Annotated in this window: 24 protein-coding genes; 7 read left to right on the plus strand and 17 right to left on the minus strand. The window is 66.7% G+C overall.

The window, feature by feature from the left end; all coding sequences use genetic code 11:
• Nucleotides 1-3: 3 nt before the first annotated feature.
• From H3O04_RS07265 to H3O04_RS07300, 8 genes are all read right to left on the minus strand, one after another.
• Entirely contained in the window at nucleotides 4-1059 is a 1056-nt protein-coding gene (locus tag H3O04_RS07265; protein ID WP_006477272.1) for a branched-chain amino acid ABC transporter permease, read from the minus strand.
• Nucleotides 1060-1259: 200 nt separating this feature from the next.
• A complete protein-coding gene (locus H3O04_RS07270) occupies nucleotides 1260-2417 on the minus strand; it encodes an ABC transporter substrate-binding protein (RefSeq protein ID WP_011546810.1) in 1158 nt (385 codons plus the stop codon).
• 1066 nt (nucleotides 2418-3483) lie between these two features.
• Nucleotides 3484-4461: a branched-chain amino acid ABC transporter permease gene (locus tag H3O04_RS07275; RefSeq protein WP_023476551.1), complete on the minus strand. Its 978-nt coding sequence runs from the start codon at nucleotides 4459-4461 to the stop codon at nucleotides 3484-3486.
• A complete protein-coding gene (locus tag H3O04_RS07280) occupies nucleotides 4461-5345 on the minus strand; it encodes a branched-chain amino acid ABC transporter permease (protein ID WP_202587423.1) in 885 nt (294 codons plus the stop codon). The genes H3O04_RS07275 and H3O04_RS07280 overlap by 1 nt, the downstream gene beginning before the upstream one ends.
• Nucleotides 5346-5473: 128 nt before the next feature.
• Nucleotides 5474-6673 (minus strand): ABC transporter substrate-binding protein, encoded by a 1200-nt coding sequence (locus H3O04_RS07285; RefSeq protein WP_006496321.1) that lies wholly within the window; start codon nucleotides 6671-6673, stop codon nucleotides 5474-5476.
• Between the two features lie 77 nt (nucleotides 6674-6750).
• On the minus strand, nucleotides 6751-7506 hold the full coding sequence (locus H3O04_RS07290; RefSeq protein WP_200160972.1) for an ABC transporter ATP-binding protein: 756 nt from the start codon (nucleotides 7504-7506) through the stop codon (nucleotides 6751-6753).
• A complete protein-coding gene (locus H3O04_RS07295; RefSeq protein ID WP_006477266.1) occupies nucleotides 7503-8282 on the minus strand; it encodes an ABC transporter ATP-binding protein in 780 nt (259 codons plus the stop codon). Before H3O04_RS07295 ends, H3O04_RS07290 begins: the two co-directional genes overlap by 4 nt.
• A gap of 432 nt (nucleotides 8283-8714) precedes the next feature.
• Nucleotides 8715-10400: a choline dehydrogenase gene (locus H3O04_RS07300; RefSeq protein ID WP_202587424.1), complete on the minus strand. Its 1686-nt coding sequence runs from the start codon at nucleotides 10398-10400 to the stop codon at nucleotides 8715-8717.
• 282 nt (nucleotides 10401-10682) lie between these two features.
• On the opposite strand from H3O04_RS07300, the gene H3O04_RS07305 reads away from it, so the two are divergent.
• Both H3O04_RS07305 and H3O04_RS07310 read left to right on the plus strand, forming a co-directional pair.
• Nucleotides 10683-11582, plus strand: coding sequence for a LysR family transcriptional regulator (locus H3O04_RS07305; RefSeq protein WP_041489277.1), 900 nt, complete (start codon nucleotides 10683-10685; stop codon nucleotides 11580-11582).
• Between the two features lie 203 nt (nucleotides 11583-11785).
• Entirely contained in the window at nucleotides 11786-12319 is a 534-nt protein-coding gene (locus H3O04_RS07310) for a class IV adenylate cyclase (RefSeq protein WP_202587425.1), read from the plus strand.
• A gap of 66 nt (nucleotides 12320-12385) precedes the next feature.
• Here H3O04_RS07310 and H3O04_RS07315 read toward each other — a convergent pair whose 3' ends face one another.
• Nucleotides 12386-12871 carry an Lrp/AsnC family transcriptional regulator gene (locus H3O04_RS07315; protein ID WP_006408082.1) on the minus strand — a complete coding sequence of 162 codons (486 nt, stop codon included), beginning with the start codon at nucleotides 12869-12871 and terminating at the stop codon, nucleotides 12386-12388.
• A 138-nt stretch (nucleotides 12872-13009) separates the two neighbouring features.
• Here H3O04_RS07315 and phhA point away from each other — a divergent pair, with 138 nt between their 5' ends.
• Both phhA and H3O04_RS07325 read left to right on the plus strand, forming a co-directional pair.
• Nucleotides 13010-13903 carry a phenylalanine 4-monooxygenase gene (gene phhA, locus H3O04_RS07320; protein ID WP_237666213.1) on the plus strand — a complete coding sequence of 298 codons (894 nt, stop codon included), beginning with the start codon at nucleotides 13010-13012 and terminating at the stop codon, nucleotides 13901-13903.
• A gap of 62 nt (nucleotides 13904-13965) precedes the next feature.
• Nucleotides 13966-14343: a 4a-hydroxytetrahydrobiopterin dehydratase gene (locus tag H3O04_RS07325; RefSeq protein WP_260430006.1), complete on the plus strand. Its 378-nt coding sequence runs from the start codon at nucleotides 13966-13968 to the stop codon at nucleotides 14341-14343.
• 99 nt (nucleotides 14344-14442) lie between these two features.
• Here the strand turns inward: H3O04_RS07325 and H3O04_RS07330 are convergent, their stop codons facing one another.
• Nucleotides 14443-14673 carry a DUF3717 domain-containing protein gene (locus H3O04_RS07330; protein ID WP_006401493.1) on the minus strand — a complete coding sequence of 77 codons (231 nt, stop codon included), beginning with the start codon at nucleotides 14671-14673 and terminating at the stop codon, nucleotides 14443-14445.
• A 122-nt stretch (nucleotides 14674-14795) separates the two neighbouring features.
• Between H3O04_RS07330 and H3O04_RS07335 the strand changes: the two genes are divergently transcribed.
• A complete protein-coding gene (locus tag H3O04_RS07335; RefSeq protein ID WP_006401494.1) occupies nucleotides 14796-15488 on the plus strand; it encodes a response regulator in 693 nt (230 codons plus the stop codon).
• 121 nt (nucleotides 15489-15609) lie between these two features.
• Nucleotides 15610-17094, plus strand: a complete 1485-nt coding sequence (locus H3O04_RS07340; RefSeq protein WP_043887671.1) for a sensor histidine kinase — start codon at nucleotides 15610-15612, stop codon at nucleotides 17092-17094.
• Nucleotides 17095-17247: 153 nt separating this feature from the next.
• On the opposite strand, the gene H3O04_RS07345 is transcribed toward H3O04_RS07340, so the two are convergent.
• The 7 genes from H3O04_RS07345 to mnmC all read right to left on the minus strand — a co-directional run bounded on the left by H3O04_RS07345 (nucleotide 17248) and on the right by mnmC (nucleotide 26125).
• Entirely contained in the window at nucleotides 17248-17778 is a 531-nt protein-coding gene (locus H3O04_RS07345; protein ID WP_011546821.1) for an SET domain-containing protein, read from the minus strand.
• A gap of 177 nt (nucleotides 17779-17955) precedes the next feature.
• Complete coding sequence (locus H3O04_RS07350; RefSeq protein ID WP_012327592.1) at nucleotides 17956-19068, minus strand: NADH:flavin oxidoreductase/NADH oxidase; 1113 nt, start codon at nucleotides 19066-19068, stop codon at nucleotides 17956-17958.
• 228 nt (nucleotides 19069-19296) lie between these two features.
• The gene (locus H3O04_RS07355) at nucleotides 19297-20007 is read right to left on the minus strand and encodes a glutamine amidotransferase (protein ID WP_124555741.1); all 711 of its coding nucleotides are present in this window, start codon (nucleotides 20005-20007) and stop codon (nucleotides 19297-19299) included.
• Nucleotides 20008-20035: 28 nt separating this feature from the next.
• A complete protein-coding gene (locus tag H3O04_RS07360; RefSeq protein WP_043887672.1) occupies nucleotides 20036-20674 on the minus strand; it encodes a MarR family winged helix-turn-helix transcriptional regulator in 639 nt (212 codons plus the stop codon).
• Nucleotides 20675-21178: 504 nt separating this feature from the next.
• Entirely contained in the window at nucleotides 21179-22294 is a 1116-nt protein-coding gene (locus H3O04_RS07365) for a YbdK family carboxylate-amine ligase (protein ID WP_006490006.1), read from the minus strand.
• 14 nt (nucleotides 22295-22308) lie between these two features.
• The gene (locus tag H3O04_RS07370) at nucleotides 22309-23523 is read right to left on the minus strand and encodes a cation:proton antiporter (protein WP_012327590.1); all 1215 of its coding nucleotides are present in this window, start codon (nucleotides 23521-23523) and stop codon (nucleotides 22309-22311) included.
• A 670-nt stretch (nucleotides 23524-24193) separates the two neighbouring features.
• Nucleotides 24194-26125 (minus strand): bifunctional tRNA (5-methylaminomethyl-2-thiouridine)(34)-methyltransferase MnmD/FAD-dependent 5-carboxymethylaminomethyl-2-thiouridine(34) oxidoreductase MnmC, encoded by a 1932-nt coding sequence (mnmC, locus tag H3O04_RS07375; protein WP_202587427.1) that lies wholly within the window; start codon nucleotides 26123-26125, stop codon nucleotides 24194-24196.
• 388 nt (nucleotides 26126-26513) lie between these two features.
• On the opposite strand from mnmC, the gene H3O04_RS07380 reads away from it, so the two are divergent.
• On the plus strand, nucleotides 26514-26792 hold the full coding sequence (locus tag H3O04_RS07380; RefSeq protein ID WP_006401505.1) for an HU family DNA-binding protein: 279 nt from the start codon (nucleotides 26514-26516) through the stop codon (nucleotides 26790-26792).
• The last annotated feature ends 36 nt before the right edge of the window (nucleotides 26793-26828 follow it).

A 26828-nucleotide genomic window follows, 5' to 3' on the forward strand; every position in this document is an offset into this window, starting at 1 on the left:
GCGTCACTCCTCTTCCTCTTCCGCATGCGGCGTCACGAAGCTTCGCCACAGCAGCACCGGAATGATCAGCGTGAACACGATCACCTCCTTGTAGGCGCTCGCCCAGAACGACGAATACGATTCGAGCACGCCGACGAGCAGCGAGCCGGCGGCCGCGAGCGGATAGCTGACGAGCCCGCCGATGATCGCGCCGACGAAGCCCTTCAGGCCGATCAGGAAGCCCGAGTCGTAGTAGATCGTCGTCAGCGGGCCGACGAGGATCCCCGACAGCACGCCGAGCCCCGCCGCGAACGTGAACGCGAGCCGTCCGGCTTCGGTCGTGCCGATGCCGACGAGCCGCGCACCGAGCCGGTTCACCGAGGTCGCGCGCAGCGCCTTGCCGGCGATCGTGCGGCCGAAGTACACGTAGAGCGCGCCGATCAGCACCAGCGCCGTGACGACGACCAGGACGCTCTGCACCGACACCGTCATGCTGCCGATCGCGAGCGACGCGTCCGAGAACCCGTTGGTGCGCGAGCCTTCCGCGCCGAACATCACGAGGCCGAGGCCGACCATCGCGAAATGGACGGCCACCGACACGATCAGCAGCAGCAGCGTCGTGCCTTCGGCGATCGGCTGGTACACGAGCCGGTAGACGAACGGCCCCATCGGCACGACGATCGCGAGCGTCAGCGCGATCTGCGCGAGCATCGGCATCGGCTGCGCGGCGAAGCTGCGCGTGATCGCGAACACCGCGAGCGGCAGCAGGATGTAGCGGCTGCCGAGCGTCGCGAGCGTGCGGCCGAGCTGATGGCGTCGTTCGCGATGCCGGATCAGGCCGCCGACTTCGAGCAGGAAGCACGCGATGCCCATCACGAACAGCAGCCAGCAGGTGGCGGGGAATTTCTGCGCCTGCAACGCGGCGAGCGTCAGCGCACCGTAGGCGACGAACTCGCCCTGGGGAATGAAGATCACCCGCGTGACGGAAAACACCAGCACGAGCGCCAGCGACAACAATGCATAAATGGCGCCGGTCGTGATGCCGTCTTGCGCGAGGATCGCCGCAATCGAGAGATCCATACGTTTCGTGTATCGAGAGAAGGCTGCGGAGAAACGAAAGGCGGAAACGGTCGGGGCTCGCGCGACGCGATCGGCACGTCGCGCGTCATGCGGCGGGCCCCGGTGGTTCCAGGCGGCACGGCGGTGGCCATGAGGCGCACCACCCTGCCGACGGCACACGCGGCGCCGTTCGCGCCGCGTGTGCCGGTTTCACGTGATGCTTACTCGGCCTGCAGCTTCCACTTGCCGTCGACGATCTGCACCATCACGCGCGCACGCGTGTCGAAGCCATTGTGATCGGTCGCCGTCATGTTGATCACGCCGTGCGAGACCGGCAGATCCTTCACGCTTTCGAGCGACGCGCGCAGCGCTTCGCGGAACGCCTCGGTGCCCGGCTGGCCCTTCTTCAGCGCCTCCGGGATCGCCCGCTGCAGCAGCAGGCCCGCATCCCACGCATGGCCGCCGAACGTCGACAACGAACCCGCGCCGTAGGCCTTCTCGTACGCGGCCTTATAGCCGAGCGCCGGCTTCTTCACCGGATTCGAGTCGGGCAGCTGGTCGGTCACGAGCACGGGGCCGGCCGGCAGGATCTCGCCTTCGCAATCCTTGCCGCACACACGCAGGAAATCGTTGTTCGCGACGCCGTGCGTCTGGTACACCTTGCCCTTGTAGCCGCGCTCCTTCAGCGTCTTGGCCGGCAGCGCCGCCGGCGTGCCGGAGCCGGCGATCAGCACCGCATCCGGGTTCGCGCCCAGCAGCTTCAGCACCTGCCCCATCACCGATGCGTCGGTCCGGTTGTAGCGCTCGTTCGACACGAGCTTCAGCCCGTTCTTCGCGGCCGCCGCGTCGAATGTCTTGTACCAGCTGTCGCCGTACGCATCGGCGAAGCCGATGAAGCCGACCGTCTTCACGCCGTGCTTGGCCATGTAGCCGGCGATCGCGTCGGCCATCAGCTGATCGTTCTGCGGCACCTTGAACATCCATGCGCGCTTCGCGTCCATCGGCGCGATGATCTGCGCGCTCGCCGCGAGCGAGATCGCCGGCGTCTTGCCCTGCGACACGGGATCGAGCATCGCGAGCGAATTCGGCGTGACGGACGAGCCGATGATCGCGTCGACGTGGTCCTCGTCAATCAGCTTGCGCACGTTCTGCACCGCGCGGCTCGTGTCGGACGCGTCGTCCAGCACGATGTACTGCACGCTCTTGCCCGCGATTTCCTTCGGCAGCAGCGCGATCGTGTTCTTTTCCGGAATCCCGAGCGAGGCGGCCGGGCCGGTGGCCGACAGCGTCACGCCGATCTTCACCTGCGCCGACGCCGTGGCCGCCGCACACACGAGACCCGCGGCAAGCAGGGCCTCCATCCATCGATTCATCTTCATTTACGTTGTCTCCAAACGCTGCTCGAAAAAACCACGGTCGCTCGGGCGGCTCCCCGTTCCCAAACAAGTTAATATATTAATTATCACGTTCATCCGCGCCATGCTCGTTTTCCCGTGAAACGCCGCACCCATGCGTCGCGCGCCGGCCGCGACGGTCATTCGACCATCACGATGCGCAGCAGCAATGTCGTCAGGATGAAGCAGGCAAAAAAATGCGGAATCGCGAGGAAAATCGGTGCGTGCGCAACGATGGCGGGAACGCCCGCCGTGCCGGCCCGAGGCGGCCGGGCACGCGTGCGATGAAACGTCGGAAAACCGGCGGCTCATGAGAATGCGGATACGGATGCGAACGCAACGACATTCAATGGCATCGGAGCACGCATACAGGCCGCAAAACGGCTCGGTAAAGCCGCGTCGACCATCGCCCCACCCCGCGATGAGCGAACGGCGCCAGCCGCCCTTCCTGCCCCTAACCATCGTCCCGCGCTGCTCATCCAACCGTACTCCCTCTTCTGCATTCTGCTTGTAGGAGAACTGCCGACCGTTTTCCCGACCGCTCGGTCGGCGAAAGCTGAGTGTAACGGACGCGTTTCGCGCACGCCAACCGGGTAAGCCCGGACAGCAGGTGCGCAATGGCGCGCGCTCTGCAAACGAATCACGGGAACGGAAAAACGGAGGACGCGGCGAAGCGCGGAAAGACACGGTGCGAACGCAAACGCGAAAGATGGCCGTCACGCGGGCCGATGCACCATCGAGGGAATCCGTGCACGCAAATGAAAAAGCGCTGTTGGATTCCGTCCAACAGCGCTTTGGGGTCCGGGCACTTTGTGCCTCGATTGTCTCCTCGTTCTCCACCTGCAAATTCGTTTCGCGGTGCATCAGAACTAAGGTGAATCTTAAAGAGGCTTAAGCACCACGACAACTTAGCATTTACCCCTATGGTGCATCGCCGCACGAAAATGGGGCACCAATCTGCCGCGCGGTGACGGCCCGAGCCCGCCGCAGCGCCCTTCCAGCGCGTGCCGGATGGTGCTTCGCATCAACGCGCGGGCGCCGCGCCGCAGGTTCACGACGAGGCCCTGAGCGGCTTGATCCGCGCGACCATCTCGCCGACGATGCCGCGCCGGAACGCCAGCACGCATGCGATGAAGATCAGCCCGGTGACGATCGTCGCCGATTCGCCGAGCGAATGGAACCACGCGACGCCCGTCGTCGACGCGAGCCATTCGCCGATGTCGCCGAGCCGGTCTTCCAGCGCCACGATCAGCGCGGCGCCAAGCAGCGGCCCGAACAGTGTGCCCATCCCGCCGACGAGCGTCATCAGTACGACGAGGCCCGACATCGTCCAGTACGCGTCCGACAGCGTCTCGAAGCCGAGCACCAGCACCTTCAGCGAGCCGGCCAGCCCCGCGAGCCCGGCCGACAGGATGAACGCGAGCAGCTTGAAGCGGTCAGTGTCGTAGCCGAGCGAGATCGCGCGCGCCTCGTTCTCCTTGATCGCGACGAGCACCTGGCCGAACGGCGAATGGACGATCCGCACGATGAACGCGCACGCGGCCACGACCACCGTCAGTACGACGTAGTACAGCGCGACGTCGTTCGACAGGTCGAGCAGCCCGAACAGGCGACCGCGGGGCACGCCCTGCAGGCCGTCCTCGCCGTGCGTGAACGGCGCCTGCAGATAGATGAAGTAGACCATCTGCGCGAACGCGAGTGTGATCATCGCGAAGTAGATGCCCTGCCGGCGGATCGCGAACAGCCCGACGACGAGCCCGAGCACCGTCGCGGCGACGGTGCCGGCCAGCACGCCGAGCTCGGGCGTGAAACCGAGCGTCTGCATCGAATAGCCGGTCGCATAGCCGGCCGTCGCGAGGAACATCGCATGGCCGAACGACAGCAGCCCCGTATAGCCGATCAGCAGGTTGAACGCCGCCGCGAACAGCGCGAACGCGAGCACCTTCATCACGAACACCGGATACGCGCCGATGAACGGCGCGGCGAGCAGTGCGGCGAGCAGCACGCCGTAGAGCACTTTTCTCTGCATCATTTTTCCTTGCCGAAGAGGCCCGCCGGGCGGAACAGCAGCACGATCGCCATGATCACGAACACGACGGTGGCCGACGCTTCGGGATAGAACACGCGCGTGAAGCCCTCGATCACGCCGAGCAGCAGGCCCGTGACGATCGAGCCGAGGATCGAGCCCATCCCGCCGATCACGACCACCGCGAACACGGTGATGATCATCGGCTGGCCCATCAGCGGCGACACCTGGATCACCGGCGCGGCCAGCACGCCCGCGAACGCGGCGAGCGCGACGCCGAAGCCGTAGGTGAGCGTGATCATCATCGGCACGTTCACGCCGAACGCCTCGACGAGCTTCGGGTTCTCGGTGCCGGCACGCAGATACGCGCCGAGCCGTGTCTTCTCGATCACGAACCAGGTGGCGAGGCACACCGCGAGCGATGCGACGACGACCCACGCGCGATAGTTCGGCAGGAACATGAAGCCGAGGTTGGTCGCGCCGGCCAACTGCGACGGCACGTCGTACGGCTGGCCCGACGACCCGTAGATCGACCGGAACACGCCTTCGACGACCAGCGTGAGGCCGAACGTGAGCAGCAGCCCGTACAGGTGGTCGAGCTTGTACAGCCAGCGCAGCATCGAGCGCTCGATCGCGATCCCGAACGCGCCGACGAGCACGGGCGCGAGCACGAGCATCGCCCAGTACGGCAGCCCGAAATACGACAGGCCCATCCACGCGAGCATCGCACCCAGCATGAACAGCGCGCCGTGCGCGAAGTTGATCACGTTGAGCAGCCCGAAGATCACCGCGAGCCCGAGGCTCAGGATCGCGTAGAACGAGCCGTTGACGAGCCCGAGCAGCAACTGGCTCAGCATCGCCGGCAACGGAATGCCAAAGATGTCCATCGACTTAGCCGTCAGAATGAGTTTCGTTGCGTGCGCAACTTCCCTGCATCGCGCACGCGGGCGGCGCAGCGGGCACGTCGCTGCAACCGCCACCATGCGGCGCGCCCGTGCGCGCCGCTAAGCGATACCTACTTCCACAGCGCGCAGCGCGTTTCCTGCTTGGTGCCGAACGCCTGTTCGCCCGGAATCGTCGCGAGCACCTTGTAGTAGTCCCACGGCTCCTTCGATTCGGACGGCTTCTTCACTTCCATCAGGTACATGTCGTGGATCATGCTGCCGTCCTGACGGATGTAGCCCTTCGCGTAGAAGTCGCTGATCTTGATCTTCTTCAGCTCGGCCATCACCTTGTCGGAGTCGGTCGTCCCGGCGGCCTGCACGGCCTTCAGGTAGGTCGTCACCGACGAGTAGTCGGCCGCCTGCAGGCTCGACGGCATCTTCTTCATCTTGCCGAAGTAGCGCTGCGCCCACTGGCGCGACGCCGCGTCGCGGTTCCAGTACCAGCTGTCGGTCAGCACGAGGCCCTGCGTCGTTTCGAGGCCGAGGCTGTGCACGTCGTCGATGAACATCAGCAGCGCGGCGAGCTTCATCGTCTTCGTGATGCCGAACTCCTTCGCGGCCTTGATCGAGTTGATCGTGTCGCCGCCCGCGTTCGCGAGGCCGAGGATCTGCGCCTTCGACGATTGCGCCTGCAACAGGAACGACGAGAAATCCGACGCGGACAACGGGTGACGCACCGCGCCGAGCACCTGGCCGCCGTTCGCCTTCACGACGTCCGACGTGTTCTTCTCGAGCGCCTTGCCGAACGCATAGTCGGCCGTCAGGAAGAACCAGCTCTTGCCGCCCTGCTTCACCACCGCCGAGCCGGTGCCCTTCGCGAGCGCCATCGTGTCGTACGCGTAGTGGACCGTGTACGGCGTGCACTGCTCGTTGGTCAGCGTGTCGGCGCCCGCGCCGATGTTGATGTAGACCTTCTTCTTCTCGGCCGCGACCTGGTTCATCGACAGCGCGGTGGCCGAGTTCGTGCCGCCGACCAGCAGATCGAGGCCGCCGCGGTCCATCCATTCCCGCGCCTTCGACGCGGCGATGTCGGCCTTGTTCTGGTGGTCGGCATAGACGACCTCGATCGGCTTGCCGAGCACCTTGCCGCCGAAGTCCGCGACCGCCATGCGGATCGCCTCGAGACCGCCCTGCCCGTCGATATCCGCGTAAAGCCCCGACATGTCGGTGATGAAGCCGATCTTCACGGTATCCGCCGCGTGGGCGGCGCCGGCGGTGAGCGCGGCGGTCGCGAGCGCGAGACAGGCCTGTGCGAGGGTCTTCATTTTCATTGACGTCTCCTGTTGTTCTGATGCGTTGTGGTTGTTCGAGGGCCGCCACGGCTAGCGGCAAGGGAAACGGGGCGGCGTCACACCCCGAGCAGGTCGTGCAGCGTCGGCATCTTGCCTTCCAGTTCGGAGGCGCGGAAATGCTCGACGATGCTGCCGTGCTCCATCACGTAGAAGCGGTCGGCGAGCGGCGCGGCGAAGCGGAAATTCTGTTCGACCATCACGATCGTGTAGCCGCGCGCCTTCAGCGCGACGATCATCCGTGCGAGCGCCTGGACGATCACCGGCGCGAGGCCTTCGGAGATCTCGTCGAGCAGCAGCAGGTTCGCGCCGGTGCGCAAGATCCGCGCGACCGCGAGCATCTGCTGCTCGCCGCCGGACAGCCGCGTGCCCTGGCTCTGCCGGCGCGACGCAAGGTTCGGGAACATCGCGTAGATCTCGTCGAGCGACATCGCATGCTCGCGCGGCCCGATCAGCGGCGGCAGCATCAGGTTCTCCTCGCACGACAGGCTCGAGAAGATCCCGCGCTCCTCCGGGCAGTAGCCGATGCCGAAATGCGCGATGCGATGCGTCGAAAGGCCGATCGTCTCGTGGCCCGCGACCTTGATCGACCCGCTGCGGCGGCCCGTGAGGCCCATGATCGCGCGCAGCGTCGTCGTGCGGCCCGCGCCGTTGCGGCCGAGCAGCGTGACGACCTCGCCGCGATGCACGGTCAGGTCGACACCGTGCAAGATGTGGGATTCCCCGTACCAGGCCTCCAGGCCCGTGATCTCCAGCGCAGGCGTACCGCTCTCGACGCCGCTCAATTCGCGTTCCTCCCGTTCGCTGTGCTTCATGCGTGCGCCCCCGCGAGCGCCGCGTCGGCGCTGCCCATGTAGGCCTCGATGACGAGCGGATTCTTCGACACTTCCGCATACGAGCCTTCGGCCAGCACCTCGCCGCGTTGCAGGACGGTGATCGTGTCGGAGATCCCCGCGATCACGTTCATGTTGTGTTCCACCATCAGGATCGTGCGGCCGCTCGCGACCTTCTTGATCAGCGCGGTCACGCGGTCGACGTCCTCGTGGCCCATCCCTTGCGTGGGCTCGTCGAGCAGCATCAGTTCGGGCTCCATTGCCAGCGTCGTCGCGATCTCGAGCGCGCGCTTGCGGCCGTAGGCCAGCTCGACGGTCGGCACGTGCGCGAAATCGGTGAGGCCGACCTGCGTGAGCAGATCCATCGCGCGATCGTCGAGCCGCTTCAGCGTGCGCTCGCTGCGCCAGAAATGGAATTCGGTACCGAGCGCGCGCTGCAGGCCGATGCGCACGTTCTGCAGCGCGGTCAGGTGCGGGAACACGGCCGAAATCTGGAACGAGCGGATGATGCCGCGCCGCGCGACCTGCGCGGGCCGCTCGTCGGTGATGTCGATGCCGTTGAAGACGATCTGGCCGGCCGTCGGCGTCAGAAATTTGGTGAGGAGGTTGAAACAGGTGGTCTTGCCCGCGCCGTTCGGCCCGATCAATGCGTGGATCGCACCGCGCCGCACACGCAGGTTGACACCGTTCACGGCGGTGAAGCCCCTGAATTCCTTCGTCAGTCCGCGTGTTTCCAGAATCGTGTCGCCGAGAATCATGTTCCCTTCCGTACGAAGTCAGGCGAAGCACCGGGAAGCCTGGCGCAAGCGGCCGCGAACAGGTCAGCGGATCAGCGGGCTGCCCCCGGGCGCCGTGGTACGCCTCGAGGGTGGTCTCCCGCGCCGACGCGTATGCACATTACAGAACATTGTCGCGCCGTTGGTGCAGTGCAATCATCGGGATTTGCACTTATAGGGCTGGCCGCCATATCGGCCGAGACTGCGCGCGGTTATTCACCGCGCTTTTTTGACACGTGCATCATCACGCGTTGACCTGCTGCAGGACCGGGCACGCACGCGATGAAAAAAGCCGCGCGACGGCGCGGCTTGCACGGATCTTGCCGTTCGAGCGGATACGACGGCAGCTTGTTTCGCATAGCGAATCAGCGGGCGTTCGCATGACCGCCCGCTGGCGTGCGCGTCAGCGGGTCGTCATGCCGCCGTCACAGCGGCTTCGGTGCGCACCGCCATCGCTTCGCGCGCCGCACGGCGGTCGGCACGAATCATGTCGCTCGCGCGCTCGGCGATCATCAGCGTCGGCGAATTGGTATTGCCCGACGTGATGAACGGCATCACCGACGCATCGACGATCCGCAACCCGGCGATGCCGCGCACGCGCAGCCGGCTGTCGACCACCGCGCGCGCGTCGTCGGCGCGCCCCATCCGGCACGTGCCGACCGGGTGGAAGATCGTCGTGCCGACGGCGCCGGCTGCATCGATCAGTTCGGCCTCGGTCCGGTACTGCGGGCCGGGCAGGATTTCCTCGGGGCGATAGCGTGCGAGCGCCGGTGCGGAGGCGATCCGGCGCGTGAGGCGCAGCGCATTCGCGGCGACGTGGCGATCGTGGTCGGTCGACAGATAGTTCGGCGCGATCGCCGGTGCGCTGGCCGGATCGGCGCTCGTGACGTGCACGCTGCCGCGCGAGCTCGGCCGCAAATGACAGACCGACGCCGTAAAGGCGTTGAAGCCGTGCAACGGCTCGCCGAAGCGTTCGAGCGACAGCGGCTGCACGTGGTACTGGAGATCGGGGCGCGTGAGTGCGGGATCGTCCTGATCGGATTTCGCGAACGCGCCCAACTGCGATGGCGCCATCGACATCGGCCCGCGCTGCAGCAGCGCATATTCGGCGCCGATCATCAGCTTGCCCCACCAGCGCGCGGACAGCGTGTTGAGCGTGCGCACGCCGTCGACACGAAACGCCATCCGCAATTGCAGGTGATCCTGCAGGTTTTCGCCGACGCCCGGCAGATCCTGTACGACGTCGATGCCGAGCGCCTGCAGCCGCCGGCCATCGCCGATACCCGACAGTTCGAGCAGTTGCGGCGAATTCACCGCGCCCGACGTCAGCAGCACTTCCGAGCGCGCCCGCGCGACGTAGTCGGTGCCGCCGCCGTGGTACTCGACACCCACCGCGCGCCGCCCGTCGAAAATCACGCGTTGCGCATGCGCGCCGGTGATCACGGTCAGGTTCGGGCGCGCCATCGCGGGCCGCAGGAACGCCTTCGACGTATTCCAGCGCACGCCGCGCTTCTGGTTCACTTCGAAGTAGCCGACCCCGGCATTGTCGCCGCGGTTGAAATCGTCGGTGGCGGGGATGCCCGTCTGCTGCGCGGCCTGCGCGAACGATTCGAGGATCTCCCAGCGCAGCCGCTGCTTCTCGACGCGCCAGTAGCCGCCCGCGCCGTGCGCATCGCTCGCGCCCGCGTGATGATCCTCGCTGCGCTTGAAGATCGGCAGCACGCTGTCCCACGACCAGCCGGCGTCGCCGGTTTCCTGCGCCCAGTTGTCGTAGTCCTCGCGCTGGCCGCGCATGTAGATCATTCCGTTGATCGACGAGCAGCCGCCGAGCACGCGGCCGCGCGGATACGACAGCGCGCGACCGTTGAGCGCCGCTTCGGGCTGCGTCTTGTACAACCAGTCGGTGCGCGGGTTGCCGATGCAGTACAGATAGCCGACCGGGATATGAATCCAGTGATAGTCGTCCTTGCCGCCCGCTTCGAGCAGCAGCACGCTGATGTCGGGATCCTCGGTCAGGCGGTTCGCGAGCACGCAGCCCGCGGTGCCCGCGCCGACGATCACGTAGTCGAATTCGCCCTCGAGCGTGCGTTGAGTACTCACGGCGTGTCTCCTGTCGACCCGAGTGAGTGCTTTGGCACTGACTCGGGCCTCATGCTTCGCGGTCGACCCGGACGAGCGCTCCAGCGCTGACTCCGGCCCCTGCGAGCGCGTTGTTGTGTACCGCGCGGCGCGATACCGCGCGTCATTTTCAGCATAGTGCGTCGCGAGCCGCGCCTGCAGCCCCGCGCGCCATGACGACCCGATGAAGCGTACTCCCGCGCCCGGCCGCCGATCCAATGAGTTATGCTGAACTGCGTTATAAGCCACGCTCATATCACGACGATGGATCTCACCTTGCTCCGCGCGTTCGCGACGGTCGCGCGCGAAGGCAACCTGACGCGCGCCGCCGCGCAACTGCACGTCACGCAGCCGGCCGTCAGCCTGCAGATCAAGCATCTGCAGGAAACGCTCGGCGTCGCGCTGTTCACGCGAACGTCGCGCGGGCTTGCGCTTACGCGCGACGGGCAGACGCTGCTGCCGCATGCGGAACGCGCGCTCGCCGCGGCCGCCGACGTACAGCGCGCCGCGGCCGCGCTGCGGCACGAGGTGCGCGGCCGGCTGCGGATCGGCACGATCCTCGATCCGGGCTTCCTGCGGCTCGGCGGCTTCCTGCGCGCGCTGGTCGAGACCCATCCGCAGATCGAGACCGCGCTGCGGCACGGGATGTCGGGCTGGGTGATCGAACAGGTGCGCGCGCAGGCGCTCGACGTCGGCTACTACATCGGCCGCCCCGAAGAGGACTCGCCGCGCGACGACGCGCTGTTCCACACCGTCACGCTCACGCGCTTCGAATATCGCGTCCTGGCGCCGGCCGGCTGGAAGGAGCGCGTGCAGCGCGCGCACGACTGGCGCGCGCTCGCCGCGCTGCCGTGGATCTGGACGCCGCCGGCATCCGCGCACCACCGGCTGCTGTCGCGGCGTTTCGCGGCGGCCGGCGCGCAGCCGGTGAAGGTCGCCGAGGTCGACCAGGAGCAATCGATGCTCGACCTCGTCAAATCGGGAATCGGTTTGACGCTCGCGCGCGATTCGACCGCGCTGGCCGAAGCGCACGCGCATGCGCTGACGATCGTCGAACCCGTGACGGTGCCGACCGAACTGACGTTCGTGACGCTCGCCGCGCGGCGCGACGAGCCGGCGATCGCGGCCGCGCTGCGGCTGATCGAAGCGCAGTGGGCGATATGAGCGTGGCTGATGTCGAGGTGACCGGTTGCGCACCGGGTTTCGGTGCCTCACGCATGCCGCGGATCGCCATCGCGGGCGAAATCGCCGCCGAGCCCGCCCCGCGTCGCGTCGCCGCGCCCCGTCCGCTCGTCACGCCACCATCGCAGGCTTTTTGCTAGATTGTGCGTTCGCACACCGCGAGACCCCGATTGAAGGAGACCCGCATGGCCCGCAACATCGAGATCAAAGCCCGCGCCCGCGAATTCGACCGGCTGCGCGAACAGGCGGCCCAGCTCGCGACCGAAGCACCGTTGTTCTACCGCCAGCAGGATTTCTTCTATGACGTGCCGCGCGGCCGGCTCAAGCTGCGCCGCTTCGAGGACGGCACGCCCGCCGAGCTGATCTTCTACCAGCGCGACGACCGCGACGGCCCGAAGGCGTCGTACTACACGCGCAGCCCGGTCACGAACCCCGACGCGATGCATTCGCTGCTCGCGACCGCGCTGACCACGCGCGGGATCGTGACGAAGGAGCGGCACGTGTACCTCACGGGCCGCACGCGTATCCACCTCGACCGCGTCGACGGCCTCGGCGATTTCATCGAGCTCGAGGTCGTGCTCGGCCCCGACGACGACGAAGCGGGCGGCGAAGCGGAAGCGCACGAGGTGTTCGCGAAGCTCGGCGTGGCGCAGGACGATCTCGTCGCGGTCGCGTACGTCGATCTGCTGAACGCCGACGCCGAGCCTGAAACGGCCTGATCCGGCCCCACAGAAGGCGGCGCTGCGCGTCCCGCCTTCAGCGCCCCTGCCGCTGCCGCCTCCCGGTCACGCAGCGCCGGGCGCCAGATGCGCGAGCGGCAGCGCACCGTTGCGCTTGAAGGTCGTCAGCACGATGTTCGAGCGCACGCTGTCGACGCCCGGCACCCGCATCAGCTTCTTCATCACGAACTGCGACAGCGCGTTGAGATCCGGCGCGACGATCCGCAGCAGGTAGTCGGCATCGCCCACCACCGCATGGCATTCGAGCACTTCGGGCAGCACGTCGATCTGCTGCTGGAACTGTTCGATGATCGAATCGCCGTGATGCTTGAGCTTCAGGCTCGTGAACGCGGTCACGCCGAGCCCGAGTTTTTCGGGGCGCAACATCACGCGGTAGCCTTCGATCACGCCGGCCGCCTCGAGCCGCTGCAGCCGCCGGCCGATCTGCGACGGCGACAGCGGCACCTCCTCGCCCAGTTGCTGATGCGTCGCGCGCCCGAAGCGCTGCAGCACGTCCAGCAGCGCGAGATCGAAGTGATCGAGTTCCAGCATGAGCATTCTCCGCATTGATTCTTGGTTTGATGCGTGATTATCGCATCAGTCAGCAAATCAACGCCAACTATGCGCCCAATCCGCGCGCAGCCCGCTCTACACTTGCATGGTTCCAACCCCAGCGTGCAGAGCCTGATCATGTCCACCGTCGTCACTGCGAAACTGCAGGAGCAGTTCGATGCGGGCCTCGAAACCCGCGCCGATTTCACCATCGACCAGCCGCTGCAGCGCTACGGCCAGGTCGACCACGCGGTGTGGCAGCAGCTCTACGCGCGCCAGTCGGCCCTGCTGCGCGGCCGCGCGTGCGATGCGTTCGTCGCCGGGCTCGGCAAGATCGAGCTGCCGGCCGATCGCGTACCGTCGTTCGCGGACGTGAACCGCCAGTTGAAGCCCGCGACCGGTTGGGAAATCGTCGCGGTGCCGGGCCTCGTGCCCGACCGCGTGTTCTTCGAGCACCTCGCGAACCGGCGTTTCCCCGTCACCTGGTGGATGCGCCGTCCCGACCAGCTCGACTACCTGCAGGAACCCGACTGCTTCCACGACCTGTTCGGCCACGTGCCGCTGCTGATCGACCCGGTGTTCGCCGACTACATGCAGGCGTACGGCCGCACCGCGCTCGCGGTCGCCGACGACGAAGCGGCACTGGCGCGGCTCGCGCGCCTCTATTGGTATACGGTGGAATTCGGGCTGATCCGCGACCCGCGCGGGACCAACGGGCTGTCGATCTACGGCGCCGGGATCGTGTCGAGCAAGGGCGAAAGCCTGTACAGCCTCGAAAGCGCGGCGCCGAACCGGCTCGCGTTCGACCTCGAGCGCGTGATGCGCACGAAGTACCGGATCGACACATTCCAGAAGACCTACTTCGTGATCGACGATTTCGCGCAGTTGTTCGCGCTCGCGGACGTCGACGGCCGCGCACTGGCCGACCGGCTCGCGGCGCTGCCCGAATTCGCGGCCGGCGCGGTGCTCGACACCGACCGCGTGCTGCATCGCGGCACGGGCGAAGGCTGGCCCGACGACGCCGACGCGTGACGTACCGCGGCGCCGAGCGCCGTCGGCCGGCCGCCCGTCACCCTTTGCGCAACTATGAAACAATGAACGATGCCGGCCTCGCCGCGCGGTGCAGCCGCGCGTGGGCGCCGTTACCGAACGAGAGGTGCAAGATGATCCACAAGCTCACATCCGAAGAACGCAAGACCCGGCTCGAAGACCTGCCGCACTGGACGGCCGTGCCGGGCCGCGACGCGATCCAGCGCCGCCTGCGCTTCGCCGATTTCAACGAAGCGTTCGGCTTCATGACGCGCGTCGCGATCAAGGCGCAGGAGATGAACCACCATCCGGAATGGTTCAACGTGTACAACCGTGTCGACATCACGCTGTCGACCCACGACGCCGACGGCCTGACCGAACGCGACATCGAACTCGCGCGGTTCATCGACGGCGCCGCCGCGCACGCGCAACCGGGCGCCTGAATCCCGAGTCCCGCCGCTACCGCCGCGCATCTTTCCGTGCGCGGCGCGTCAACTTTTCATTTCGCTGAACGTTTTCTAGGATGTACTCAGCGAAAGCCTTCAGCTTTCCAAGCCATCCTTAAGGCGCACGTAAGTCTCGTACGCTTTCCGCGCCTTGGGGTCCAATCCTTCCAGTTGCAGCGCGCTTTCGCGCTGTACAATCAGCAGCGCATACGGCTTGGAGAGCGCGCTGGCCTCTTCGCAGAGTTTGAGTTCGTCGCCGCTCGACGGCGAGCGGGCGCGCCAGAAATTGATCGCGGCTTCGAGGTCGTGGATCGAAATATCGGACATGATTGGATTTAATCGTTCGCTGGCCGCCATGCTTGATGTCAGGCGATGCGGCGTCCCTGTGGAAACGGCTTCGTGCTGTCCGCGTGCCTGAACCGCCAACCCATTGTACTTGAGCGAACTTCATGCGACTCCTTCTGATCGAAGACGACCGCCCCATCGCACGCGGTATCCAGAGCAGCCTCGAACAGGCTGGCTTCACCGTCGACATGGTGCATGACGGCATTTTTGCCGAACAGGCGCTGGCACAGAACCGCCACGAACTCGTGATCCTCGACCTCGGCCTGCCGGGCATCGACGGGATGACGCTGCTCACGCGCTTCCGCCAGACCAACCGCCACACGCCCGTGATCGTGCTGACCGCGCGCGACGAGCTGAACGACCGGATCCAGGGCCTGAACTCCGGCGCCGACGACTACATGCTCAAGCCGTTCGAGCCGGCCGAACTCGAAGCGCGCATCCGCGCGGTGATGCGCCGCAGCGGCCCGCACAGCGACATGCCGCGTCCGGAAGTGTCGCTCGGCGGCGTCCGCCTGTCGGGCGTCGACCGCCGCATCTTCAACGACGACAAGCCGCTCGAACTGTCGCCGCGCGAATTCGCGGTGCTCGAGATGCTGCTGCTGCGTCACGGCCGCGTCGTCAGCAAGGCCCAGTTGCAGGATCACCTCACGCACTTCGGCGGCGATCTTGGCGACACCGCGATCGAAGTCTACGTGCACCGCGTGCGCAAGAAACTCGAGCAGTGCCGCGTCGAAATCGTCACGGTGCGCGGCTTCGGCTACCTGCTGCAGGAAATCCGCCAGACGGCGAGCGTCTGAGCAATGCCGCGCGCCGGCCGGCCGCGTGCCGCCGACGCGCATGCGTGCGGCTTCCGCGTCGCCGCCCGGCGCACGACCGCGCCGCTCCCCGTGAGCGGCGCTTATCCATTTGCCCGTCGAAATGTCTCCTGATCCGGCTGTGACCACCAGCCTGCGCCGTTCGCTGCTCCGGCGCCTCGCCGCCCCGCTGTCGATGCTCGCGCTGATGAGCGGCCTGATCGCCTACTGGCTCGCGTGGCAATACACGCAGCACGTGATCGACCGCTCGCTCGCGGATCTCGCGACCGCCATCTCCAAACAGATCCAGATCGCCGGCCCCGACGCGCCGTTCACGGTGCCGCCGCTCGCGCAGGCGATGTTCTCCGACCCCGCCGAAGCGCTGATCTACCGGATCAGCGACGGCGAGCAGGAACTCGCCGGCGACCCGAAGCTGCCGCTGCAGGGCATCAACGTGCGGCGCATGCATCACGCGTACGTGTTCGAGGCCGAGTACGACAACCGCGCGGTACGGGTCGCGCAGGTGCGCGTCGACGACGTCGAGGGCGGCAAGCCGATGGTCGTCGAAGTCGCGCAGCCGGTGCGGCACCGCTACCGGATCGCGGCTGAATTCCTGGTCGCGATCATGATGCCGTTGCTGCTGCTGCTGCTCGCGGGCTGGGGCATCGTGTGGCGCGTCGTGAACCAGCAGTTGGGTCCGCTCACGCATCTCGCCGATTCGCTGAACCGGCAGACCCACACGTCGCTGGAGCCGGTCGACGAAACCGACGTGCCGCTGGAGATCCGGCCGCTGACGAGCGCGATGAACGCGCTGCTCGGCCGCCTCAAGACCGCGCTCGACGCGCAGCGCAAGTTCATCGCCGATGCCGCGCACCAGTTGCGCACGCCGCTCACCGCGGTGAAGCTGCATGCCGAGCAGGCGGCCGTCGCGCGCGACCCGCACCAGACCTTCGCCGCGGTGCGTGAGCTGCGCGCAGCGGCCGACCGGGCGGTACGGCTGTCCAACCAGTTGCTGTCGCTCGCGCGTGCCGAGCCGGGCGAACAGGCCGCGCGCTTCGTCGACGTCGATCTCGCGGCGATGGCGTTCGAGACGGGCGCCGAATGGGTGCCGCGCGCGCTCGCGTCGCATGTCGACCTCGGCTTCCAGCGCAGCGACGATCCGGGCGGCGACGAGAAGCTGATCGTACGCGGCAACCCCGTGCTGCTGCGCGAGGTGATCGCGAACCTGCTCGACAATGCGCTGAAGTACGTGCCGCTCGCGCGGCCGGACGGCGCGCGAATCACGGTGAACGTCGCGCGCGCCTCGCTCGAGGGCAGCCAGCCGGCCGCCGAGATCGTCGTCGAGGACAACGGCCCCGGCGTGCCCGCGAACCAGCAGGCCGACCTGTTCAAGCGCTTCTTCCGCGGCGACGCGCAAAGCGGCAATGGCGTCGAGACGGGCGCCGGGCTCGGGCTCGCGATCGTGCACGACATCATCGCGATGCATGGCGGCACCGTGTCGTACGAGGATGCATCGGAAGGCGGCTCGCGCTTCGTGGTGAGGGTGCCGCTCGCCGCGCATACGGCGCAGCCGGCCAGCGAAACGCCGGCTGTGGCGCCGACGCACTGAGCAGCGCGATTGTCGGCGGGCAACCGCTGGCCCGTCGACCGGGCCGCCCGCCGGAACAGGAACGGAAAGACGGCAAGCGGATGACGCGCCGCGACGACGCGCCAACCGTCGACTGAAACGACAGCGGCAGCGCGCGATGCGCTGCCGCCTGCATCACTTCTTGTTCTTCTTGTCCTTCGAACCGGACGCCGGCTTGCCGTCCTTCTTGTCCTTCTTCTTTTTCTTCTTCCCGCCTTCGTCGGATGTCGCGAGCAACGTGCCGCGGCACGACTCCGCCCCGCAGTGGCACGCGTATTCGCGCTTGAGCTTCTTCGTCAGCTTCGCGTCGATCACGAGGCCGTAGTCGTAGAACAGCTCCTCTTCCGGCCCGATGTCACGCAGCGCGTGGATGTACACGCGGCCTTTGACTTCCTCGGCTTCGCAGTTCGGCGCACACGAATGGTTGATCCAGCGCGCGCTGTTGCCGTCGATCTTGCCGTCGATCACGCCGCCTTCGTCCAGTGCGAAGTAGAACGTATGGTTCGGCTCGCTCGGGTCGTGCGGATGGCGGCGCAGCGCTTCCTTCCACGAGATTCGTTCGCCCTTGTATTCCACTACGCGCTCGCCGGCCTTGATCGGCGCCACGGCGAACACGCCCTTGCCGTGTACTCCCGAGCGGCGCACCGCGATCCTGCGTGAACTCATCGAACCAATCCTTGTGAAGACGACTTGAATGGAAGCGGCCGCGATCGCGGCCGGGCGCCGCGCAAAACGAAAACGCGGCACCGGTCGGTGCCGCGTCGGGGCATGCGGCGAATCATCCGCATCCTACACGTTCAAGATTGCTTCGTTCAACATCGCGCGCAATATTGCGCGATGTGCTCAGCGCTGGCCGAATGCGACGTCGCCGAACAGCGCCTTGTGCTCGCGCGGTTGCGAGCGCCAGTACTGTGGCGGCGCCGTCACCTGCGCGCCGAGTTCGGCCGCCGCGTGCCACGGCCAGCGCGGGTCGTACAGCATCGCGCGCGCCATCGCGACGAGATCGGCGTCGCCGGCCTCGATCAGCCGGTTCGCGTGCGCGGGTTCGTTGATCAGGCCGACCGCGATCGTCGGCATGCCGACCGCCCGCTTCACGGCCTGCGCGAACGGCACCTGGTAGCCGGGCGACAGCGGAATCTTCTGCAGCGGCGACACGCCGCCGGACGACACGTCGATCCAGTCGCAGCCGCGGCGCTTCAGTTCGTGCGCGAACGCGATCGTATCGTCGAGCTCCCAGCCGCCTTCGACCCAGTCGGTCGCGGACACGCGCACGCCGACCGGCCGGTCTTCCGGAAACGCGGCGCGCACGATCTCGAAGATCTCGAGCGGAAACCGCATCCGGTTTTCGCGCGAGCCGCCGTATTCGTCGGTGCGCCGGTTCGCGAGCGGCGACAGGAACTGATGCAGCAGGTAGCCGTGCGCCGCGTGCACTTCGATCGCATCGATGCCGAGCCGTGCGGCACGCCTGGCCGATGCGGCGAAGGCTTCGCGGATGCGGTTCAGGCCCGCCGCATCGAGCGCGAGCGGCGGCGTCTCGCCGTCCTTGTGCGGCACGGCCGACGGCCCGTGCGGCAGCCAGCCGCCGTCGGCGACCGGCACGAGCTGGCCGCCCTCCCACGGCGCCGCGCTCGACGCCTTGCGGCCCGCGTGCGACAGCTGCATCGCGACGCGGATCGGCGAATGCTTGCGGATCGCGGCCAGCACCGGCTTCAGCGCGGCTTCGGTCACGTCGTCCCACAGACCGAGGTCGCCATGCGTGATGCGCCCGTCGGGTTCCACCGCGGTCGCTTCGATGCACAGCAGCCCCGCGCCCGACAGCGCGAGATGGCCGAGGTGAATCATGTGCCAGTCGGTCGCTTCGCCGCGTTCGGCCGAGTACTGGCACATCGGGGAAATCACGATCCGGTTCGGAAGGGTCACGCCGCGCAGCGTGAACGGGGAAAACAGCGCAGTCATGGAAGCCGCTCGCCAGGAAAGGGAAAGAGCGGACGAGCGTAGCACGCAGGCTGGAAGCGTGCAGACGGCGCCATCGGCAGTAAGCGGATGGTCAGGTACGACGCGGGCTGGATGCCGGCGAGGCGCGGAATGAGCGGAATGCGCGACGTACGGCGACGGCGAGGCGTCGGCCCGTAACGGACGCAGGCCAGGTCAGACCTTTGCAGCGGGCGGTCGCGGCCCGCGACGTCAGAGCCCGACGCTGCCGAGCCACTCCGCGAACATGTGCCGGGCGGCCGTCTCGAGCGCGGGGCCGTGCTGCGCGGTATCGGCCCGCAACTGGCGCGCGTCGATGCCTGGCGTCGCCGCGATTTCGCCGGCATTCGCGATCAGCCACGGTTCGAAGCGATCGGTACGGATCTCGGGATGACATTGCAGCGCCAGCACGTGCTGCCCCCACGCGAAGGCCTGGTGACGGCAGGCAGGCGTCGATGCGAGATGGATCGCACCACCCGGCAGGTCGAACGTATCGCCGTGCCAGTGCAGCATCGACGTCGTCGCGCCGTCGAGATGACGCAGCGGCGACGCGCGGCCGGCGTCGGTGAGCGTCAGCGGCGCCCAGCCGAGTTCGTGCTGAGCGGCCGGATAGACGCGCGCCCCGAGCGCCCGTGCGATGAACTGCGCGCCGAGGCAGATGCCGAGGATCGGCAGCCCCGCGTCGATGCGCTGGCGCACGAGCGCCAGGAGCGGCGCGATCGTCGGATACTGCGCGTCGTCGTACACGCTGAGCGGCCCGCCGAGCACGACGAGCAGCGACGGCTCAAGCACGTCGAGCACCTCGACCCGCGACGATCCGACATCGACATAGCGCACCCGCCGACCGCGTTCGCCGAGCACCTGCTCGAAGCTCCCGAGATCCTCGAAATGCACGTGGCGGATCGCCACGACTTCAGCGTTCATCATCGGCCTCCCGGTCGATCGACGGACGTCAGCCTGCGAAAATCTTCCAGGTCTTCTTCTGCGTCGCCGCGTCGGCTTCTTCCTGCACCGAGCAGTCGAGACGCAGATCGCTGTCCGACATCGCGATGTCGAGCACCGCGCAGTGATGCACGGTCTTTTTCGACGGCTTGCCCGGCTGGAAATGCGTGCACGTGAGACACATGCGTTGCGGCGGCGTCGCGCCGGCCACCTGCAGCTCGCGCAGCGTCTTCAGCAGCGCGCGATACAGCGTGCCCTGCTCGTCCGCGCCGAGCTTGCCGACCGCTTTCGTCAGGAATTCAGGCCATTGCAGCGCCTTCTTCGCGGCCGTGCGGCCACGTGCCGACAGGCGTACGGCCAGTGCCCGGCCGTCGTCCAGCGCACGGCGCTTCTCGACGAGCCCCTTCGTCTCGAGCGTGCTGACCGCATCGCTCGTGGTGGCCGCGGTGAGCTGCGTCTCGCGCGCGATTTCGCCGAGCCGCATCGGGCCCTTGCGCTGCAGCAGCAGCACGAGAATCTCGCCCTGCGTCGGCGTGAGGCCAGCGCCTTCCGCCCAATCCCATGCCTCGCTCCGCATGGCCGTGCTCAACCGCAGCAGGCTGTGGGTCACACGTCCCGCAGCCTGGTTCCCGTAAACGCCTTCGCTCATAGTCTTTTCGCTTTGCCGCCGCCCGGATGGCCGAGCAGCCGTAGTGTGGAGATCGAATCTATCTCAAAACAGACGCACCCACTCGAGTGCGTCAGCACGGCCGTCGCGAGGCACACGCGGCGGTCGCGTTCGCGGCGACCGGAGAGACACACGTCGTTCCGGTGTCCGCAAAGCCGACATTCTAAGCGAGAGCGGAAAATCGCACAGCTAAGTTATCCCCTGCATTCTGTGGAAAATCGCTGGATAACCGCAAATTCTTGTTGTGCGTGCAATGTCGCGCGCCCGCGAAACGGGGCGCGCCAGCATTGTCCTGTTCGAATCGGCCATTGGCCGCATGGGAATGATCCACCGGTTATCCCGCCTGCAGAGCGTTGACTTTGCAGTGGAATATCGGGTTATCCACAGATTTTTAGGACGCCTCGCATCGATTTCGGCGGGACACGGCGCCGATTACCGCTCAGCGAATCGCCATGCGGTCGATCCTGCTATCTGCAAAACATATTTTCACTCGCGCCAACGTAAGCACTGCTGCCGGACCGTCTCGTTCAGCGATTTTTCCTGTTTGAAAACGGTTCTCAACCACGATGCGTCATTCACGCGCGCCTTCGCGAGCGCGCCGATCTCGTCGAGCGCCGCGCGCGAACCGAGCGCGGCCGCGTGCGGCGCGATCCGGTCGAGCGTGTCGAGGATGTCCTCCGCGATCGTGCGGCGCTCGCCCGTCTGAGGATTCACGCAGGTGCCTTCCAGCCCGAAGCGGCACGCTTCGAAACGGTTGAACGTGTAGACGAGGTAATCGTCCTCCGACAGCTTCAGCGGCCGGTCGGTCAGCAGGTAGCGTGCGAGCGTCTGGATGTAGCAGGCGATCGCCGCCGCGCGATCGACGGACAGCGGCGTGTCCATCACGCGCACCTCGATCGTGCCGTAGCCGGGCTTCGGCCGGATGTCCCAGTAGAAGTCCTTCATCGAGTTGACGACGCCCGTGTTCACCATCTTCGTGAAGTATTCCTCGAAGCTGTCCCAGGTGAGCACGAACGGCGCGCGGCCCGACAGCGGGAACGCGAACACCGAATTCAGGCGTGCCGAATGGAAGCCCGTGTCGACGTTCTGCACGAACGGCGACGACGCCGAGAGCGCGATGAAGTGCGGAATGAAGCGCGACATCGAGTGCAGCAGGAACAGCGCGCTGTCGGGATCGGGACAGCCGATGTGCACGTGCTGGCCGAACACGGTGAACTGCTTGGCGAGATAGCCGTACAGCTCGGAAATGTACTGGAAGCGCGGCGCATCGTAGATCTGCCGGTCGCTCCATTGCTGGAACGCATGCGTGCCGCCGCCGGCCAGCCCGACGTTGAGCTGGTCGGCCGCCTTCACGAGCACGTCGCGGATCGCATGCAGCTCGCTGACGGCCTGCTCGTGCGAATGGCAGATGCCGGTCGACAGTTCGATCATGCTTTCGGTGATTTCCGGCGTGATGTTGCCCGGAAAGGTCTCGCCCTGGATCAGGCGCATCAGGTCGGATGCCGCTTTGGTCAGGTCGTAGTTGTGCGTGTTGACGACCTGGATCTCCAGTTCGACGCCGAACGTGAACGGTTCGGAATTGACGAAGGTTTCGAGTGCCATGGCAGGTTCCGGAATCAGTTGCCGTCGCTGCGTTCGCCGACCGCCGACAGGCAGCGATAGACGACGAACGGGCTGACGAGCTGCAGGATCACGATCGAGCACATCACGATCGCGCGCAGGTGCGGGTCGAAATTGGGATAGAGCTGGTAGGTATCGTCGACGAGCAGGTACGACAGCGCGGACATCGGCGTGAGCGCGATGCCGAGCGCGACGCCCTGCTTCATCCCGAGGCCGCTCGGCTTCGCGAACGCGACGACGCCGGCCAGCTTCGCGACGAGCCGCGTGACGATCAGCACGATCGCGAGCAGCCCGCCGAGCGCGATGTCGCCCCACGTGAACGACGTGAGCGTCAGCACGAACAGCACCACCGTCAGCAGCCAGCCGGCCGTACCGAAGTGCTCGGGCCACAGCTGCGGCCGCGCTTCGAGGTTCTTCACGATGATGCCGGCGAGCAGCAGCGTGAGCAGCGTCGACAGCTTCAACGCCTGCGCGACGGCGATCGCGAGCATCACGAGCCCGAACAGCGCGACGAACGAATGCTCGTCGCGCATCGTCGCGGTCATGTGACGGAACAGGTAATTGCACGAACGCGCGACCAGATACGCGACGATGAACGAACCGGCGAGCAGGTAGAGCGGTTGCAGGATCGTCGCGAAAACATTGCCGTACGCTTCCTGGTGCAGCCAGCTCGTCACGAGCTTGGTCAGCACGATCGCATACACGCTGTTGAGCGCGGTGAGCGTGATGAGGCGCTGCGACACCTGCCCTTCCGCACGCAGTTCGGTCTTGAGCTGGATCACCATCGACGGCGACGTCGCGATCGCGATCGCCGACAGCACGAGGGCGACCATCCCCGACACGCCGAGCGCGAGCATCACGAACAGCACGAGCACGAAGGTGAGCGTGGCTTCCGCGAGGCTCGACGCGACGAGCCACGGATTGCGCCGAATCCAGCGCAGGTCGAGGCGGCTGCCGAGCTCGAACAGCAGCAGGCCGAGCGCGACGTCCATCAACAGTCGCGAGGTTTCGTCGGTGCTCGTGTCGATCACGCCGAATCCGAACGAACCGGCGATCAGGCCGATCACCGCATAGCCGGTGATGCGCGGCAGGCGCCACGCGCGATAGCACAGCTCGCCGCACAGGCCGGCTGCGAACAGCGCGAGCCCGGCCCAGAACACGGCATCTGGCGCGAGCGGCCAGTTGGGCAGGAATGAGAACGCCGACTTCATCGTGGTGACTTCTCCTTTGGAAGCAACCGCCAGCGACGCGGGGTCAAGCGACAGGAATGGATGCGCGCCGGCTGGGTATCGCCCCGAATGTGATTGTTGTGCTCGACGATGGCGGTACATGGGGTCCGCCTGTTCCGCCACAGGGCGGAACGTCGTTCAGGTTGCCGATCTGGATTGTCGGCCTGGTGTGTGAACGGACTGCGCAGTCTCGAAGATTCAGATTCGAAATCGTGCCGACCGTTCCGTTGAAGCATGTCCGGCGCTTGGCCGAACGAACGCGAAGGAAACCGATTGTGCCACAGCTTTTTCGTTCCGGAACCGACTGAATCGACTCGCGGCGCTGTGCGGCACCACAGGTCTTTGGTTTCAAAGGTTTACCTGGATATATACGTAGTAGAAGTTAACAAAGGACGCACAGTTCTGTGGATAACTCCGGTTTACGCTGGAAGATCAAGGTGTTGGCGAAACCATAACCGGTTGCACAGGCTGTTCGCTCACAGACGTTTGAGTTGAGCAACTTTCGGGCCGCTTCACAGCCGTGCAGAGTTACCCAGTTTACGTCCACTGTGATTGCACACGAAGTGCGCGCGGATTCCGCGCGGTTATCCACAGCATCGCGTGGATAACCTTGCGCGGAAAAATCGGGAAACTGTGAGGGGCGCGCGCGAGGTCAGCCAGCCGAGCCGACGCGGCGGGCGCGCAGTGCGCGGATCAGGAAGCGGGCAGGATCGACGGCGTCGGCGAGTTCGCGCTCGAGCGGCCAGGGCTCGCCTTCGAGTTGCGATGCGATGAGTTCGGCGCCGAGCGCGGCCCATACGAGGCCGCGCGAACCGAAGCCGAAGGCGCCGTAGAGGCCCGGCATGCGCGGCAGGTCGCGCGCCTGCGCACCGCCCAGCGCGCGTGCGTTCGCGGTGGCCTGCGTTTCGTCGGCGAGCGGGCCGATGAGCGGCAGGCGGTCGCCGACGACCCAGCGGAATGCGACGCGGCCGCGCAGCGTGGCGGGATCCGGCAGCGCGCCGATCAGGCCCGGCAGCAGGTGCCGCACGCGATCGAGGTTTTCGGCGTGGCCGGCCGCGCGCATCGCGGGATCGATGTCGTCCGGTTCGAAGGTGGCGCCGATCAGCAGCGTGCCGTCGTCGAGCGGGACCGCGTAACCGTCGCCGATCGCCGGGCACGGCAGCGGCGCCGCCGTGCCCGGCGGCAACAGCGTGAGCTGGCCGCGCACCGGTTGCAGCGCGACGTGCCGCAGCCCGGCAAGACGCGCGGCGTCGCCCGCGTTCGCGAGCACGACGACGGGCGCATCGGCCAGCGTGGCGCCGGTATCGTCGAGTGCATGCCAGGTGTCGTCCCGCCGTTCGAGCCGTGCGACGCAGGTGGACGCCAGCAGGCGCACGCGCTCGCCGGCCGCCGCATATTGCGCGGCGCACAGCCCGGCCGGCCACACGGCGCCGCCGTGCGGAAACAGCAGGCCGCCCTGCGCGACCGGCAGATTCAGGTGCGCCCGCGCGGCATCGGCATCGAGCAGCGTTGCATAGTCGGACGGCGCCCCGAATGCGTCGAACGCGTCGCGCATCCGCGCGAAATCGTCGGCCGATTCGGCGAGATGGAGCATCCCGTGCGTGCTGCGTGAGAATGCATGCCCCGCGCGTTCGAGCGCACGCCAGCGGGCGAGCGCGTGCAGGAAGCCGCCGCGCGTGAGCCGGCTCGCGACGTTGTCGTCGCGCGTCATCAATGGATGGAACACACCGGCCGGATTGCCCGACGCTTCGCTCGCGATCCGTTCGTGCCGTTCGATCAGCGTGACGTCCCAGCCGCGCGCGGCCAGACGTTCGACCACCGCGCAGCCGGCGAGACCCGCGCCGATCACGATCGCGCGGCGCGCGGCAACGGGCAGCGCACGCGGCGGCTCGTGCCGGCGCGCGCGCCAGCGCGGCGCATAGTCGCCGACGAGGTGATCGTCGCCTTCGCGGACCGTGAAACCTGTTTCGCCGAGCGCATGTTTCACGTCGTCGGACCTTGCATGTGTCGCAAACGTCGCGTGTTCGCCGGCGAGTTTCGCGAGTGCGCGAATCCCGTCGCCCGATGCCGCGGCGCCGTCGACAAAAAACGCATCGGCACGCGCGACGAGCTTCTTCGACAGCTCGATCGCATCGCCGAACGCGAGCGTGAGCACCACGCGCCCTTCGTCGAATTCGAGCCGATGCAGGCCCGGTACCCGCATCGGCCATGCATCGATCAACGCGCCGACGTCTGCCGATATGGTTGTGTCCGCAACCATGTGCGAAACCGCGCGGTGCAGGTCGTCGCGCGAGAACGGATGCGGTTCGATCGCGACGACGTGCAGCCGTTCGCAGCGCGCCGGATCGTCGCGCCACGCGGCCCAGGCCGCGAGGAAGCCGGCGCCCGCGCCGAACGCGGTCGTGACGATCGTGAACGTTCGGCGGCGCTGCCAGCGCGCGGGCAGCCCGTTGCCCGCGACGAACGTGCGATGCGCGCGAGCGAGCGTGCCGGATGCACCGCGATGAAGCTCGCCGAACTCGGGCGAGACGAGCGTGCCGTCGTCGCGAAGCGCGAGCGTGGCGGAAACAAGTCGGTCGGGCATGCGAAACAAAAAACGTGGCAGCCAAGCCTGGCAAGGGATTGCGGGAGGCCGTCCAACCGGCCGTTGGAAAGGGGCAACGGCGCGACGATCGGGCGGACCACGCCGCGGACCCTGTCCGGTTGGCGCAGGTCAAAAAACGGGCAGTCGACGATTCATTCGGCGAAATACCGATGAAAATCTTTGAAACCCTTGTCGTTATTGGGTTTGCGCTGCGCTATCATAGCAACGCCGTACCGCGGGGTGGCCGCCGGCAAGCCGGAGGGCGCGTCGCGCGGGCCAGGATTCGGCGCTGTGTCGTCGGAGTCTGACTCTCGACGGCACGGTTCGCGCACGTATAATCGGCGCGTTCGCGCTGTTCGTGTCAACCTAACCTGATAAAGGAACCTTAATGAACAAACAGGAACTGATCGACGCCGTCGCCGCCCAAACGGGCGCCAGCAAGGCTCAAACCGGCGAAACGCTGGACACGCTGCTCGAAGTCATCAAGAAGGCCGTGTCGAAGGGTGATGCGGTTCAGCTGATCGGCTTCGGCAGCTTCGGTTCGGGCAAGCGCGCAGCACGTACGGGCCGCAACCCGAAGACGGGCGAAACCATCAAGATCCCGGCAGCCAAGACGGTCAAGTTCACGGCTGGCAAGGCGTTCAAGGACGCCGTCAACAAGCGTTAAACCCGCGCCTGTTCCATGAAAAACCCGCCTCTCGGC

Origin of the sequence: Burkholderia sp. KCJ3K979 (genome assembly GCF_016759955.1) — a bacterium.
Taxonomy (GTDB): domain Bacteria; phylum Pseudomonadota; class Gammaproteobacteria; order Burkholderiales; family Burkholderiaceae; genus Burkholderia; species Burkholderia orbicola.